This is a genomic window from Mycobacterium sp., from assembly GCF_035697385.1.
Taxonomy (GTDB): Bacteria; Actinomycetota; Actinomycetes; order Mycobacteriales; family Mycobacteriaceae; genus Mycobacterium.
Genome location: NZ_DASSCY010000201.1, coordinates 38,595 through 52,776 on the forward strand (window position 1 = coordinate 38,595; position 14,182 = coordinate 52,776).

General features: G+C 64.6%; 17 protein-coding genes. 6 read left to right on the forward strand and 11 right to left on the reverse strand.

The genetic code is table 11. The annotated features are described in order from the left end of the window. Positions 1-3 precede the first annotated feature (3 nt). The 4 genes from VFH65_RS16495 to VFH65_RS16510 form a co-directional block, all read right to left on the reverse strand. Positions 4-858, reverse strand: coding sequence for an ABC transporter permease (locus VFH65_RS16495; protein ID WP_353322864.1), 855 nt, complete (start codon positions 856-858; stop codon positions 4-6). Continuing rightward, positions 855-1,622: an MlaE family ABC transporter permease gene (locus VFH65_RS16500; RefSeq protein ID WP_353322866.1), complete on the reverse strand. Its 768-nt coding sequence runs from the start codon at positions 1,620-1,622 to the stop codon at positions 855-857. The genes VFH65_RS16495 and VFH65_RS16500 overlap by 4 nt, the downstream gene beginning before the upstream one ends. Positions 1,623-2,044: 422 nt before the next feature. Next, a complete protein-coding gene (locus tag VFH65_RS16505; protein WP_353322868.1) occupies positions 2,045-2,518 on the reverse strand; it encodes a VOC family protein in 474 nt (157 codons plus the stop codon). Positions 2,519-2,578: 60 nt separating this feature from the next. Then, positions 2,579-3,199, reverse strand: coding sequence for a TetR/AcrR family transcriptional regulator (locus VFH65_RS16510; RefSeq protein WP_414688437.1), 621 nt, complete (start codon positions 3,197-3,199; stop codon positions 2,579-2,581). A gap of 96 nt (positions 3,200-3,295) precedes the next feature. On the opposite strand from VFH65_RS16510, the gene VFH65_RS16515 reads away from it, so the two are divergent. The 4 genes from VFH65_RS16515 (at position 3,296) to VFH65_RS16530 (ending at position 7,973) form a co-directional block, all read left to right on the forward strand. Then, positions 3,296-4,153: an alpha/beta fold hydrolase gene (locus VFH65_RS16515; protein WP_353322871.1), complete on the forward strand. Its 858-nt coding sequence runs from the start codon at positions 3,296-3,298 to the stop codon at positions 4,151-4,153. Then, positions 4,150-7,092 (forward strand): aminotransferase, encoded by a 2,943-nt coding sequence (locus VFH65_RS16520; protein ID WP_353322873.1) that lies wholly within the window; start codon positions 4,150-4,152, stop codon positions 7,090-7,092. Before VFH65_RS16515 ends, VFH65_RS16520 begins: the two co-directional genes overlap by 4 nt. Before the next feature lie 80 nt (positions 7,093-7,172). After that, the gene (locus VFH65_RS16525; protein WP_353322875.1) at positions 7,173-7,589 is read left to right on the forward strand and encodes a hypothetical protein; all 417 of its coding nucleotides are present in this window, start codon (positions 7,173-7,175) and stop codon (positions 7,587-7,589) included. 9 nt (positions 7,590-7,598) lie between these two features. Next, entirely contained in the window at positions 7,599-7,973 is a 375-nt protein-coding gene (locus tag VFH65_RS16530; protein ID WP_353322877.1) for an SgcJ/EcaC family oxidoreductase, read from the forward strand. Here VFH65_RS16530 and VFH65_RS16535 read toward each other — a convergent pair. After that, positions 7,970-8,923, reverse strand: coding sequence for a hypothetical protein (locus VFH65_RS16535; protein ID WP_353322879.1), 954 nt, complete (start codon positions 8,921-8,923; stop codon positions 7,970-7,972). The genes VFH65_RS16530 and VFH65_RS16535 overlap by 4 nt on opposite strands. A 31-nt stretch (positions 8,924-8,954) precedes the next feature. On the opposite strand from VFH65_RS16535, the gene VFH65_RS16540 reads away from it, so the two are divergent. Continuing rightward, positions 8,955-9,737 (forward strand): adenylate/guanylate cyclase domain-containing protein, encoded by a 783-nt coding sequence (locus tag VFH65_RS16540; protein ID WP_353322940.1) that lies wholly within the window; start codon positions 8,955-8,957, stop codon positions 9,735-9,737. Here VFH65_RS16540 and VFH65_RS16545 read toward each other — a convergent pair. Beyond that, positions 9,734-9,898: a hypothetical protein gene (locus VFH65_RS16545; RefSeq protein ID WP_353322880.1), complete on the reverse strand. Its 165-nt coding sequence runs from the start codon at positions 9,896-9,898 to the stop codon at positions 9,734-9,736. The two genes, VFH65_RS16540 and VFH65_RS16545, sit on opposite strands and share 4 nt — an antisense overlap. Positions 9,899-9,935: 37 nt before the next feature. Between VFH65_RS16545 and VFH65_RS16550 the strand changes: the two genes are divergently transcribed. Beyond that, the gene (locus VFH65_RS16550; protein WP_353322941.1) at positions 9,936-10,613 is read left to right on the forward strand and encodes a guanylate cyclase; all 678 of its coding nucleotides are present in this window, start codon (positions 9,936-9,938) and stop codon (positions 10,611-10,613) included. 126 nt (positions 10,614-10,739) lie between these two features. Here the strand turns inward: VFH65_RS16550 and VFH65_RS16555 are convergent, their stop codons facing one another. From VFH65_RS16555 to VFH65_RS16575, 5 genes are all read right to left on the reverse strand, one after another. Next, entirely contained in the window at positions 10,740-11,741 is a 1,002-nt protein-coding gene (locus VFH65_RS16555; protein WP_353322882.1) for a DUF2993 domain-containing protein, read from the reverse strand. Between the two features lie 66 nt (positions 11,742-11,807). Continuing rightward, positions 11,808-13,055 carry a serine hydrolase domain-containing protein gene (locus VFH65_RS16560; protein WP_353322884.1) on the reverse strand — a complete coding sequence of 416 codons (1,248 nt, stop codon included), beginning with the start codon at positions 13,053-13,055 and terminating at the stop codon, positions 11,808-11,810. 113 nt (positions 13,056-13,168) lie between these two features. Beyond that, a complete protein-coding gene (locus VFH65_RS16565; protein WP_353322885.1) occupies positions 13,169-13,555 on the reverse strand; it encodes a RidA family protein in 387 nt (128 codons plus the stop codon). Between the two features lie 41 nt (positions 13,556-13,596). Further along, entirely contained in the window at positions 13,597-13,860 is a 264-nt protein-coding gene (locus VFH65_RS16570; RefSeq protein WP_353322887.1) for a type II toxin-antitoxin system RelE family toxin, read from the reverse strand. Continuing rightward, entirely contained in the window at positions 13,857-14,141 is a 285-nt protein-coding gene (locus VFH65_RS16575) for a type II toxin-antitoxin system Phd/YefM family antitoxin (RefSeq protein WP_353322889.1), read from the reverse strand. The genes VFH65_RS16570 and VFH65_RS16575 overlap by 4 nt, the downstream gene beginning before the upstream one ends. Between the last annotated feature and the right edge of the window lie 41 nt (positions 14,142-14,182).

Consider the following 14,182-nt stretch of genomic DNA (forward strand, 5'->3'; position numbering starts at 1 on the left):
GCACTAACCAGCCAGGTTGAAGTTGCCGGATTGGCCGTAGATGGCGAGCGACATCATCACGAGAACGAACGCGGCAATGATCAATGACATGCGCACCGCACGCCCGACCGCCTCACCAACGCCGGCGGGACCGCCGCGTGCGGTGAAGCCGTAATAGGTGTGCACGAGCATGATTACCACGGCGAGCGCCACGCACTGGATGAATGACCAGAACAAATCGGTGGGGTTCAGAAATGTTCTGAAGTAATGGTCGTAAACGCCCGTCGATTGGCCGTAGAGGACGGTAGTGCCGAATCGCGCCGCCCAGAACGCCGCAAGCACACCCACGCAATAGAGCGGAATCACGACGAGTAGGCCGGCCACCACCCGAGTGGACGCGAGGTAGGCGACGCTGCGGATGCCCATCACCTCCAGCGCATCGATCTCCTCGTTGATCCGCATGGCGCCGAGTTGTGCTGTGGCGCCAGCGCCGATCGTCGCCGACAGTGCAACCGCGGTCGTGGCGGGCGCGATCAGCCGCACATTGAAGAAGGCCGACGCGAATCCCGTCAAGGCCTCGACACCGATCTCCGAGAAGTCGGTGTACCCCTGCACGGCCACGAGCGCGCCGGTGGTCACCGTCAGGAACCCGACGATCGCGACCGTTCCCCCGATGATGATCAAGGCACCTGCGCCCAATCCCATCTGGGCGATGAGCCGGATCAACTCGACCCGGTACTGGGTGACGGCGATGAGGATCGACCGAAGGGTGCGGCCGTAGAACTTCGTCTGCCGCCCAACGCTATTCCAGCCGTCAACCCAGGGACGCGCCCGGCCTTTCAGCCACGGGAACTGGGAATGGGGCTTCGAGACTGTCACATTGTCACCTTTACGGCGACGGCGGTGGCGACGACATTGATGGCGAACAACGCCATGAAAGTGAACACCACCGTTTCGTTAACGGCATTTCCGACGCCGGCCGGGCCGCCGCGCACGGAAATGCCTTTGTAGCAAGCGATCAGGCCGGCCGACAGCCCGAACAACGCGGCCTTCAGCAGCGCGATCGTGACATCGGCAGCGCCAATGATGAGTGTCAGGCCGGACGCGAACGCACCCGGCGAGACGTTCTGAATGTAGATGCAGAAGAAATAGGCGCCGGCCAGACCGACGAGGATCACCGAAGCGGAAAGGGCAAGCGACACCAGCGTTGCGGCCAGCACGCGGGGAACCACAAGGGCCTGAATGGGGTTGACACCCATCACCCGCAACGCGTCGAGCTCCTCTCGAATCGTGCGCGCACCGAGATCGGCACACATGGCGGTCGCACCGGCGCCTGCGACCACCAGCACGGTGACGATCGGCCCGATCTGACGCACCGTGCCGAGCGCGGCACCGGTTCCAGAGAAATCGGCGGCACCGAACTCCCGCAGCAGGATGTTGAAGGTGAACGTGAGCAACACCGTGTAGGGGATCGTCAACATCAGCGTCGGCACGATCGACACTCGCGCGACAAACCAACTCTGTGTGACGAACTCGCGCCATGCGAATGGGGGCTGGAACATCGCGACGAACGTGTCAAGAGCCATCGCGTAGAAGCCACCGAAGGCGCGCACCGGCTTGGCGACGACGTCGGAAGCGACCATTAACCAGTCCTTCCTCGTACGTTCGACGTTGCCATGGGCCACTGCGCCCACGATCGCATCGACCTGTACCACTGTGACACGCGACACACGACGTTGACCGAAGAACGGTACATCAAATTTTTCGCAGCTAGCAACACGTAACAGGGGCAACGTGACCATCGCCACGTGTGCCGCCTGGTATGCGACGACCAATGCCGGAATCCCTTCTGGGACAACGTCAACCAGGCGCGAATTGCCACACCATGACGCGTTTTGGGCGGATCGCGGCCCAAAACTGTTGGCAGCGGCCACTGCACGCCATGCATTAGGGCCAGGGCTCGGCGGCGACCTTCAGCAAACTTCCGCATCCTCGGCGAGTTGGGCCACCGCGCAGCGCTGGGGAACAAAAATCCTCTTCAACCGGCGTCAGCCGTTGCTGAGCCTCAGACGCCTGCGACGGCGTCCTCCAGTTCGGCGACGATGATCTTGCGCATCCCCAGCATGGCCTTGGTCGCGGCCACTGCACGAGCCGGGTTGGGGTCTTCGGTCAGCTCGAAGAGCCGGTCAGGCACGATCTGCCAGCTGAGTCCGAACCGGTCCTTGAGCCAGCCGCATTGGGACTCCTCGCCGCCGTCGAGCAGGCGTTCCCAGTAGTAATCGACCTCGGCCTGGTCCTTGCAGTTCACCATGAACGACACCGCTTCGGAAAACTGGAAGGCCGGGCCGCCGTTGATGCCGAGGAACCGGTTGCCGTCCAGCACGAACGTGCCGTACACCACCTCACCTGGCGTACCCGGGCCAGCCTCGGTGTAGCGGCTGAACTTCTCGATCGACGAGTTCGGGAAGATCGACGTGTAGAACTGCGCGGCCTCCTCGAGGTCGTTGTCGAACCATAGGCACGGCGTGATCGACGGCATTGCGGGTCCTCCTTCTTTGTGACGACTTCTCTAGGGGCAGACCGCCGGGCCGTCACGAATTCATCGCCGGTCGGCCGCTTCCCGTTCGGCGCCCAGCGCCCGCAACGCGAAGTCCACCACGCGCGCCAGCGAACGTTGCAGTTGCCGTTCGTCATCGGGCGACTGGCTGGTCATCTCGCGGCTCACGACGGCGCTGATTGCTATCGCGTCGCGCTCAGGGTCCGCGAGCGGAAAGGACCCGTCTTCTTTGCCCCGCCGCAGGATCTCCACCAGCGAGCGTTCGCGGTCGGCGTGGGCGCGTTCACGCGTTTCGCGGTACCCCTTCGCGGCGCGAACCTCGTCCGAGTCGATCACGATGAGGTGCATCCGCAGTTGCGCGTCTTGCACCCAGCCGAACATCTGGCTGATCCAAGCCTTGAGCTGTTCAACAGGTGGGCCGGGCGTCGCCTCGACGATCTGGTCCAGCCGGTGGGCCAGGGCTTCGCTTTCCTGCCTCAGCATCGCCAGGAACAACTCGTCCTTGGATTCGAAGTGGCGATAGAACGCCCGCGTCGACACCCCGGCGCGCTGCAGGATGGCGGCAACCGGAATCGGCCCGCTGTGCGGCGCCGACAGGCAACCGTAGGCGGCCTCGATGATGCAGCCACGATCGTCGTCATCGGGCCTGTCGGGCTGCACCATCGGAATTCTAGGGACGCCGCCCACCCGCCGGGTTGCGGATTGGCGCAAATTGTCCCCTGGGTAACGTGAGGCCCTGGGGCCACCGGAAGGACGTCTGTGAGCAGCACACGCAGCGAACCGCAGATCACGAAGTTTCATGGTGTCGAGGGCATAACTCTGGTGGCCGACGAGTGGAATCGTGGGGTGTCATCTAGTCAACCGACAGTTCTGCTCCTGCACGGCGGCGGGCAGAACCGGCACTCGTGGAAGAACACCGGGCAGATCCTGGCTGACCAGGGCTTGCACGTCGTCGCGCTGGACAGCCGTGGCCACGGCGACAGCGATCGGGCGCCCAACGCCAACTACACGGTGGACGCGCTGTGTGCCGACACCCTGGCGGTGCTGGACCAGATCGGCCGGCCGGTGATGCTGATCGGCGCCAGCATGGGCGGAATGACCGGGATCCTCGTCGCGGATGCAGCGGGGCCGGAGAAGGTGACGAAGCTGGTGCTCGTCGACGTGGTGCCGCGCTACGAGAAGGACGGCAGCGCCCGAATCCGCGACTTCATGTTCAGCCATGTGCACGGCTTCGACTCGCTGGAGGAGGCCGCCGACGCGGTCGCGGAATACCTGCCCCACCGGACCAAGCCGCGCAGCCCAGAAGGCCTGAAGAAGAACTTGCGCCGACGTGATGGCCGCTGGTACTGGCACTGGGATCCGAAGTTCTTGACTGTGCCCACGGACGACCCCTTCGTCCGGGTCGAGAAGCTGGAACAGGCCGCGATCAATCTCACCATCCCGATCCTGCTGATCCGCGGCAAACTGTCCGACGTGGTGAGCATGGAGGGCGTCAGGGATTTCCTGGCCAAGGTGCCGGACGCAGAGTTCGTCGAGTTGTCCGAGGCGGGGCATACCGCCGCCGGCGACGACAACGACGCGTTCTCCGACGTCGTGGTGCAATTCGTCAGCCGGTGACGATCAACCGCCGCACCGTCGGCTTCAATTTCCTCGAATCGCCGGAGCTGCCTGCGCCCCAGGTGAGCGAGGCGCAAGCCGAAGAGATCCTGGCCACCCATTACGGCGTGCACGCGCGTGCCACGTCATTGGGCAGCCAGCAGGACAAGAACTTCGTCGTCACCGACTCCAGCGACGTGATCATCGGGGTGCTGAAGATCGCGAACCCCGCGTTCAGCGCTACGGAACTGGAAGCTCAGGATCTGGCGGCAGAACAGATCGCCGAGGCGGAGCCGTCGCTGCGCATTGCGGTGCCGCTGCCCAACCTGGCCGGTGAGAAGTATACGGCGATAACGGGTTTGGTTGACGGCGCGGCCTATGTCCGGCTTCTTCGCTATCTGCCCGGCGGGACGCTGCTGGCGTCCGGCTACTTGTCCCCGACGTCGGTCGCGGGGTTGGGCGATGTGGCTGGGCGGGTGAGCCGAGCGTTAGCGGACTTCCACCATCCTGGCCTTGACCGGATTCTGCAGTGGGACCTGCGCTTTGGTGCCGATGTTGTGGCGGAATTGATTTCGCACGTCGACGACGCCAGGCATCGCGTCCGCCTCGAGGCCGCGGCGCGCGATGCGTGGTCGCGGATCGTCCCGCTCGCCGATGAGCTGCCAACGCAGGCTGTGCATCTGGATCTCACCGACGCCAACGTGGTTGTGTCGCGCGCTGCTGAGACAGCCCATTGCGACGGCGTGATCGACTTCGGTGATCTGTCGGACACCTGGGCGGTATCCGAGTTGGCGATAACGATCTCATCGGTGCTGGGACATCGGGGTGCCGATCCAACCTCGGTGCTGCCCGCGGTGCGGGCCTTCCACCGTGTGCGGCCTCTCACCGCTGCGGAAGTGAATGTGCTGTGGCCGCTGATAGTTCTGCGCACCGCGGTGCTGATAGTCAGTGGTGCCCAACAGGCGACGCTGGATCCGGACAACGAGTACATCACCGAGCAATCCGACGCCGAGTGGCGCATGTTCGAACTTGCCACCTCGGTACCGATGGATGTGATGACCGCGGTGATCCGGGCCGATCTCGGGCTGGCCGAGCACCTGGGTGCCCTCGTCGCCGAAACACCGCTTGTGGCGGTTGATCCCGCGGCGGTGGTGACGCTCGACCTGTCGACCACCTCCGATGTCTACGACCGCGCGTTCGACGCCGACGGTTCATTGAAGTCTGGCGTCGAGGACGAATTGGCCAGGGCCGCAGTAGGAAACGGTGCAGCGCTCGTTGTCACTGAGTGGGGGCAAGCGCGGCTGGGCCGGACCGAGAAGCTCAGTCAGCAGAGTCCCGCCGTGGTGCCGACCGGCATCAGCGTGTGGGCGCCGCAGCCAATGGGCGTCGTGGCGCCGTGGGACGGCGAAGTCATCGATTCCGCGGCCGACCGCATGACATTCCGCGGGGCCGGCGTTGAACTGACGCTCGCCGGGGTCAAGCAGGTGGCGTCGGGGGCCGTTTCTGCCGGGCAGCCACTGGCGGAGATCCTCGGTGATCGATGGGTTGAACTCGGTGTACGACCCGACGGCGCGCCGGCTGCGCCGTTGTTCACCTCGGCGGAACTGGCCCCTGGGTGGCTGGCGCTGACCCGGGACCCACGACCGCTTCTTGGGCTGCCCGCGCTCGACGCACGGGAGACGGGTGATCTGCTGTCACGGCGCGACGCGAGTTTTGCGCCGGTGCAGGAGTTTTACTACCGGCGGCCGCCGCAGATCGAACGGGGCAAGCGGCATTTCTTGATGTCCACCGCCGGACGCTGCTACCTCGACATGGTGAACAACGTCACGGTTCTCGGCCATGCACATCCGCGGGTCGCCGAGACGGCCGCCCGCCAGCTGCGCAAGCTCAACACGAATTCGCGGTTCAACTACGAGGCGGTCGTCGCGTTTAGTGAACGCCTCGCGTCGACGTTGCCCGAGCCGCTGGACACCGTGTTCCTGGTCAACTCCGGTTCGGAGGCAAGCGATCTGGCGATCCGGCTCGCAACGGCCGCGACGGGCAGGCGTGACGTCGTGGCGGTTCGCGAGGCCTACCACGGCTGGACGTACGGTACCGATGCGGTGTCGACGTCGTTGGCAGACAATCCCAATGCGCTTGCCACCCGTCCTGATTGGGTGCACACAGTCGAGTCGCCCAACAGCTTCCGCGGAAAGTATCGGGGCGGCGAGGCGGTGCGGTACGCGGGCGAGGTAGCAGCGCAGATAGAGCGGATGATCGCCGACGGGCGGCCACCGGCGGCGTTCATCTGCGAAAGCGTGTACGGCAACGCGGGTGGCATGGCGCTACCCGACGGGTACCTACAGCAGGTGTACGCGGCGGTCCGGGCGGCAGGCGGGCTCGCGATCTCCGACGAGGTTCAGGTCGGCTACGGCCGTCTCGGTGAATGGTTTTGGGGTTTCGGTCAGCAGAACGTGTTGCCCGACATCGTGTCGATCGCGAAGTCAATGGGCAACGGCTATCCGCTGGGCGCGGTGATCACCAGCCGCGCTGTCGCCGAGGGCTTCGCGTCGCAGGGCTACTTCTTCTCCTCGACCGGCGGCAGTCCGTTGTCGTGCGCGATCGGCATGGCAGTCCTGGACGTGCTCCGTGACGAAGGGTTGCAGGAGAACGCCGCGCGAGTCGGCGCCCACCTCAAGTCGAGACTGCAGGCACTACAAGCCAAGCACCCGATCATCGGCACCGTGCACGGCATCGGGCTGTACCTCGGAGTTGAATTGATCCGCGACCCAGGCACTCTGGAACCCGCGGCGCAGGAAACGTCGGCGATCTGCGAGCGCATGCTCGAACTCGGTGTGATCATCCAGCCGACCGGTGATCAGATGAACATTCTGAAAACCAAGCCGCCGCTGTGCATCGACATCGAGTCCGCGGACTTCTACGTCGACACGCTGGACCGGGTGCTGACCGAGGGCTGGTAGCCGTCGCTGGCCAGATTCTTGCGGAACCTGTCCAGAAGCGAGAGGTTCGGATCTCACTTTCTGCTCTAGCGTATGGATCGATGTCCGCGATTCTGCTCAGCGCCCATGTGATCGTCGCGATCCTGGCCGTAGGACCAATCGCCGTCGCGGCCAGCATGTTTCCCCGCTACGCACGGGCAAACCAGTCGCTTCCGGTGGCTCACGTCCTCTATCGGATCTGCCAGACCTACGCCGTGGTGGGCGTGGCGGTACCGCTGCTGGGCATCGCGACGGCGGTGTCAATGGGCGTACTGACACAGGCATGGGTGCTGGTGTCGATTGCGCTTACCGCCGTCGCGGCGGTGGTGCTCGTCGTGAGCATCCTGCCGGACCAGCGCGCCGCGTTGGACGGCACGACCGTCACCCGGCTGGCCATGACGACCGGCATCTTCAACCTGCTGTGGGTCGTGGTCACGGTGTTGATGATCGTGCGGCCCGGTTCGTCGACGGGTGTCTAGCATCGAGGCATGACACGCTCCGCTGACGACCTGGTGACCGAGTTCTGCAAGAAATGGGCGACGCCCGACCCTGATGAGCTGGCCGGCTACTTCACCGACGACGCCGTCTACCACAACATTCCGATGGAGCCGGTGAAGGGCCGGGAAGCGATCAAAGAGTTCATCGCCGGGTTTCTTGCCGGGTTCGAAGGCATCGACTTCCAGGTGCACCGGCAGGTCAGCGACGGCACGTTGGTGATGAACGAACGCACCGACGTGATGCGCCGCAAGGATGGCGACGAATTCCCTCTGCCCGTGATGGGTGTGTTCGAAGTCGTCGACGGCAAAATCGCGGCGTGGCGCGACTACTTCGACATGGCGACCATCACCAGCGCGTTCGGTTAGGCCAGCAGCGGCACCGCATCGTGTCGGGTGTCGGTCAGAATCTCGAACATCACGCGTCGGGTGGCAACAAGCTCGGTGCGCTCAAACGCCTTTCCCGCCAACTGGATTCGACATGTCGCGAGCGCAGAGTTATAGCAGTACTTCGAGCCGCCGTCGGTGTCGGTGTACGTCAGGCCGATGACGTCGTCCGGCTCGGTGACGATCTCCCCCTCGATCATCCGCTCCCCCACGCGCGCCCCGAATTGCCAGGAGAACGGCCGGTAACGGCCATGGGTGTGCAGGCTGCCCCGGATCGAGCGGACCGCGAACTCTTCTCCGGCGTGGCGGAACACGAACAGCGTGGCGGCAGGCAGCAAGACCGGGCCGATCGCCGCGCGTGCGGTGACGATCTCCAGGCTCGAATCGGGTGCGTCGTCGAAGCCGCACACCTGACCGAACGCGTAGGCAGGCGTGTGCCGGGTGCCCCAGTTCTGGTTGACGCTGCCGGTCCAGCCGTCGATCCCGAGGCGGAGGTCGTCGAGTTCGAGCTGACCGTCGAACTGCGCCAGCGGATGGCGGACCATGGTCTTGGCCGTCGGGAATCGGGCCGCGTATCCGCGTTCGGTGAGGAGCTTGACGGGCGCTTCGGCGCCCGGCGTGATGCGCAGATCCCAGCGTGCCGAGCGGCTTCGGCCGGTGATCACGCCCTGCGCTGACCGGTCGTCGATCGTGGTCGCACCGATCCGCGCGGTCCACTCGTCGTAGTTGTAGTCGGCGGCGTCGATCGAGTACGGCTCCTTGAGCGCGCGATTGCCCGCGCCCTCGGGGTCGAACACCATCACCCACACATCGGCGACCGGATCACCGTCCGTCGGCAGCAGCAGCGTTTCGCGCAGCCATATCGCTTGCGGCAGGTCGGGGTCGTTTGCGCGGAGGTAACGACTCTCGTAATAGGGGGCGGTGGCGGGCATCACGGCTTCAGCATCCAATACTTGACCGGTGATGGGAGCGCAGATCGCGGCCTACGTGCTTGCCGGGGTCGCCGTGGCGGAGGCCGTGGGGCTGGTCGTGCTGTGGGTGTGGCTGCGGCGCAGTCGAGCCGAGGTACAGGAACTGCGCCGTCGCGTCGACACCAGGAACATGCTGTTCACCGGTGGGAGGGAGGCCGTCAAGCAGGTGTGGCAGACCGCCAACATCTTGCGCAAGGACGGGTTGGAGGCGGCGGTACGGTCCTCGATCGAGGACCTCGCCGACTGGGCCGAGGTGGAGCGGCCGGATTTGGCGCGGCTCGCCCCCAGCGGCAAGGTGGCGATCCTGTTCTCCGATATCGAGGAGTCGACGGCGCTCAACGAGCGCATCGGCGATCGGGCGTGGGTCAGGCTCATCGGCAGGCACGACAAGATGGTGCGCCGTCATGTCAAGAACCACTCGGGGCATGTGGTCAAGAGCCAGGGCGACGGTTTCATGGTCGCGTTCACGCACCCCGAGGAAGCGGTGCGTTGCAGCCTCGACGTCCAACGCTCACTTAGCAGGCGGCCCAACGGAATTCGGGTCCGCATCGGCATACACATGGGTAAGTCGGTGCGGCGAGGCGATGATCTGTTCGGGCGGAACGTCGCGATGGCGGCGCGCGTGGCCAGTGAAGCCGACGGCGGCGAGATCCTGGTAAGCGAGGTGGTGCGCGACGCGCTGCGCGACCTCGACGACGTCACGTTCGACGACGGACGAAACGCCGAGCTCAAGGGGTTCTCTGGCTCGTATCGGCTCTACGCGGTTGCCGCTTAGTCCTTGGCTTTGCCGGCTTCGGCTACGCGTTGGTGCAGCCGGGAGCGGATGTCCTCGGCGGAGTACGAATTACGGCGCCGCTGATCACGCGCGACGAGCACTCCGCCCGCCACCACGCCGGCGACGCCAGCCATGCCGATCCACTTCCATATCCCGCGCATGACAAGAGCCTAAGCTTCGGGCGTGAAGGAAAGCACCGTGTCCCTCGAGCGGGCATTGGACGAGACCCGGACCGGAGACATCTGGCTGTTCCGTGGCAGTTCCGGACCGGACCGGGCGATCCAGACGATGAGCAACGCGCCGGTCAACCACGTCGGGATGGCCATCGCGATCGAGGACCTGCCGCCGTTGATCTGGCATGCCGAGCTCGGCGACAAGCTGACCGACATGTGGACGGGGGGTAATCATCGTGGTGTGCAGCTCAACGACCTGCGCCTGGCCGTGGAGCGCTGGATCAACAACTACGGGCAGCGATGCTGGCTTCGTCAGCTCACGCCGTACGCCAACCGCGAGCAGGAAGACCGCGCACTCAAGGTCGTCGCCCGCATGGACGGCACACCATTTCCCAGCACCGCCCGGCTAACCGGTCGATGGTTCCGCGGCCGATTGCCAGGAGTCGCCGACTTCACCAGGGGAATCCCGTTCGTGCACAGCAAGGTTCGTGAGAGTACGCAACGCAGGAAGGCCGAGAAGCTGCAAGTCGGCCTGGAAACGGCCTATTGCGCGGAGACCGTCGCGATCACCTACGAGGAAATGGGCCTGCTCTCGACAGAGAAGCACTACAACTGGTTCGATCCCGGCAAGTTCTGGAGTGGCGACGCGCTGCCGCTGGCGCAGGGATACCGGCTCGGCAACGAAATCGCCGTCATCCCATAGGGTCCCGCGCCCGTCGCAATGGGTCAGTCCGGACCACAATGCGAAGTGCCAACCTCACAGCGACAATGTCGCTGACCGCTGAAAGGTTTACCGGTCGCTGCGGCCAAGATAACGACTCACGACACTCTAGAGCCGCGCGAAACAGGGGTTCGCATCCTCTTTCGGGATGGATGCGTTCTGGCTGGAGAACTTCCCGACGACTCCGGTCTCGGTCACTTCGACGCTATCGGCGTGAATACCGAGCGGATAGTTGTCGTTCAGTTTCTTGGTCAGCTCGTTCAGCGCAGTCTGTATCGCGTCCCTCGGCAGCGGGCCGACGACGTCGAGAACCTCGAGATTGAGGTCACCGTCGGTGACAACAGGTTTGGCCGTGACGCTGTTGCTGCCCGCTTCCAGGACGATGGCGCCCGCGCCGGGTTCCGTGCTCACACCGGTGATCAAATTGCCGACACCAGGAAGGTTCTCGGCCACGGTTTCCTTGATGCCCTCGGACTTCCAGGCCAGTGTCGCCGTCAGCGATCCGATGGTGCCCTTGGAGTCCGCGGAATCCTGCAACCGCACATCCTCGAGCGTCACGTCGGCCGTCATTCCCTTGGCGTCCTGGACCCGGTCCCCGGCCGTGGAGACCGAGATGTTGGTGTAGTGGCCGGTGATGTGCTGCCACAAGAATGGCGGATTCACGCCGAACGAGATGGTGACGCCGTCCTGAACGACGCATTCGGCAACCTCCACCAGAATGCTGTCGGCGCGATGGCGCGCGTACAGCTCGCCGCCGGCCAGACCGCCCGCCAGCAGCGCGACGATGATGATCGCGATCAGAACGATCGACTGCCGGTTGCGCAGCGAACCGCGCGGCTTCTTGCCGCCGGGTTGCGCAAGGTTGGGGGCCGCCGGAGGCGGTGGTGGCGGCGCCGGCGGTCGTGGCGGTGGTGGCGTCGGTGGCGGTGGTGGCGGCACGCGCCGGATCTGTTGGGTCGGTAAGAAATCGGCTGGCGACTGGGGCTTGCGGATGTGGTCGGTCGGTGAGTCCGGCCGTCCAGGGCGCGGGAGCCGTCGCGTCGCGGGGTCGGGCGGTGTCCCCCTGCCGCGCCATCCAGGCTGATCGGGGCGTTGCGGCGGCGTCGTCACCTGCGCGATTCTGCCTTATCTGCGCGACGTAGCGGGCGAATGGCGGCCACAATTGTCTTCAGTCGCCTACCTGGTGGTCGTCGGAGTCTGCGGGGGTACCAACGACAAGCCGGCGTAGATCTCGTCGAGCAGCGGGGCAAGCATGGCCTGCGCCGTCGTGTTGCCGTCCGGCGAGAGCGTCAGATTCGTCCAAATAACGAGCGCCACATCGTTATCGGGGTCGTACCCCATAAAGGAGTTGAAGCCGGGGAGCTCGCCGCCGTGGTAGTACATGGCGGCCTGCGGGCCGAAGCGCTGATACGAGATGCCGTACCCGTATTTCTGTCCGTCTGGCGCGTCGGGGTCCTCGGCCTGCAGGCTCGTCAGCCACTGTTGGTGATAGTCGGAATTCAAGATCTTGCCCGTGACGAGTGCCTTCATCCAGGTGGCCAAGTCTGCGGCCGTGGAGATCGCTCCCCCGGCCGCGGTGGCGTACGACGGGTTCTGGTTGGTGTAGTCGATGGGTTGCAACGTTCCGGCCCGCGCGGCGGCCTGCATGTCGGCGGGATACGGATCGTCGGCGAGTGCGTAGAAGCTTCCTCCGTACATGTAGCCGTGCGAATAGGGAGCCGGAATCGATGTGTCGTCCGTGGCGGGCAGGGACGTCTGCGTGAGGCCGGCCGGGCCGAACAGCCGGTCCTTGAACTGCTGGGCCAGCGGTTGCCCGCCGGCTTTCTCGGCGATGAGACCGAGCAATGCGTAGTTGGTGTTGGAGTACTCGTAGGAGGCGTCGGGCGCGAACTGCGGCGGATGCCGGAATGCGATGTCCAATACTTCCTGCGGCGTCCAGGCCTTGCCGGGGTCGGCATCCATAACGGCCGAGAGTTCGGGGTCGGCGGTGTAGCCGTACAGGCCACTGCGCATCTTCAAAAGCTGCGCGACGGTGATGTTTTCACCGTTGGGAACGTCCGGAACGAAGGCCGAGACCGGGTCGCTGAACTTCAGCTTGCCGTCCTGGGCAAGCAACACGATCAGCGCCGCCGTCATGGTCTTGGTGTTCGAGGCGATGCGGAAATGAGTGTTGGCATCCGGCGGCGTCTGAGCTCCGAGTTCGGTGGTGCCGAAAGCGGCGTTGAAGTCTCCCTGAGGGGTGCGCAGCAGCACCGTCGCGCCGGGGACCATCAGCTTCTCAGCGGCGGTGTCGACGACGGCCTGAAATGCCTTGGGATCGATGGTCTTTAGCGCCGAAGCCTCCGGCGCAGAGCTGGCCGCGGTCGTCGTTGCCGTTGGTTGCGTCGTAGGCTCGGTACTGGACGAACAGCTTGTGATCACCATGGCCATGCACGCAGCGAGCCCGACGCATCGCATTCGGGAAACGATCATCGTCGCCACACCGCCTCAGTTGGGTAGCCGGAGCGTAGCCCCGTTCGCACCACCAAGATCGGTGTTCACGCTGCAGCGGCGATGGCCTCGATCTCCAACTTCCACTTCGGGTCGAAGATCTGCGCGACGACGACAGTCAGAGCTGGACAGTGCTCACCGAGTACCTCTTGCCTCACGGCAGTGTTGACCGGCGCAAGATCGCGGCTGCTCAGGAACGTCGTCACCTTGACAAGGTCGGTAACGCCCATCCCCGCCGACCGGAGGCAGGCCACGATGTGCTCCCAGACCAGGCGGCACTGATCCTCAGCGCTCTCGAGCACGACACCCGCCGGTGTCTCTGGAATCTGACCGCTGATGTAGAGCAACCGCTGACCGGGCCCGACCTCCATCGCGTTGGTGTAGCCGCCGATCGCTGCCGGCACGCTGGCGGGGTCGTGAGGATGATGAGTCACGTCACTCCTTAAACGTTGAAGCGGAACTCGACCGGATCACGTCATCGATATGCGTCACGACGATGTGAAATATGGATGACACGGACGACGATTCGTTGGTCGAAAACCTGGTAGATAACCCGGAATTCGCCTCGCCGCGCCGAGTATCGCCCCTCCAGTTGATCGCGAAGCGGCTTGCCAACGCGATACGGATTCTCCGCGAGCGGGCCTCTAATGAACTCCCAACATGCGGCGGCGACTGCTTCGGGTAACAGTTCTGTCAGCGCCTTCTTCGCAGATTTTGTCAACTCAATGCGATAGGTCACCGCCTGAGCCGCCCAGCGGCGCGCATCTCCTCTGTTACCTCATCGAGGGTGTACACCTCGCCGCTCTCTGATTCGGCCTCCGCATCACGCAACTCGCGCATCAACTCTTGATCACTGAGAATCGCCAGGGTCTCCATGATGGAGTCGAAGTCCTCCGCACTGAGAATCACAGCGGCCCGACGACCTTGTCTGGTGACCTCTATTCGCTCATGAGTGCGGACCGCCTCATCGACGAGTTTCGAGAGGTTCGCACGGACCTCTGCCAGCGGAAGAGTAGCCATGTACAGAATTCTAGCGCGATCGGCGGTACGGCCGCCTCTCG

Coding starts and splice junctions, on each gene's coding strand:
- VFH65_RS16500 (WP_353322866.1), bottom strand. CDS start 1,622: ATGGTCGCTTCCGACGTCGTCGCCAAGCCGGTGCGCGCCTTCGGTGGC.
- VFH65_RS16505 (WP_353322868.1), bottom strand. CDS start 2,518: ATGCCGTCGATCACGCCGTGCCTATGGTTCGACAACGACCTCGAGGAG.
- VFH65_RS16510 (WP_414688437.1), bottom strand. CDS start 3,199: ATGGTGCAGCCCGACAGGCCCGATGACGACGATCGTGGCTGCATCATC.
- VFH65_RS16525 (WP_353322875.1), top strand. CDS start 7,173: ATGTCCGCGATTCTGCTCAGCGCCCATGTGATCGTCGCGATCCTGGCC.
- VFH65_RS16530 (WP_353322877.1), top strand. CDS start 7,599: ATGACACGCTCCGCTGACGACCTGGTGACCGAGTTCTGCAAGAAATGG.
- VFH65_RS16535 (WP_353322879.1), bottom strand. CDS start 8,923: ATGCCCGCCACCGCCCCCTATTACGAGAGTCGTTACCTCCGCGCAAAC.
- VFH65_RS16540 (WP_353322940.1), top strand. CDS start 8,955: ATGGGAGCGCAGATCGCGGCCTACGTGCTTGCCGGGGTCGCCGTGGCG.
- VFH65_RS16545 (WP_353322880.1), bottom strand. CDS start 9,898: ATGCGCGGGATATGGAAGTGGATCGGCATGGCTGGCGTCGCCGGCGTG.
- VFH65_RS16560 (WP_353322884.1), bottom strand. CDS start 13,055: ATGGTGATCACAAGCTGTTCGTCCAGTACCGAGCCTACGACGCAACCA.
- VFH65_RS16575 (WP_353322889.1), bottom strand. CDS start 14,141: ATGGCTACTCTTCCGCTGGCAGAGGTCCGTGCGAACCTCTCGAAACTC.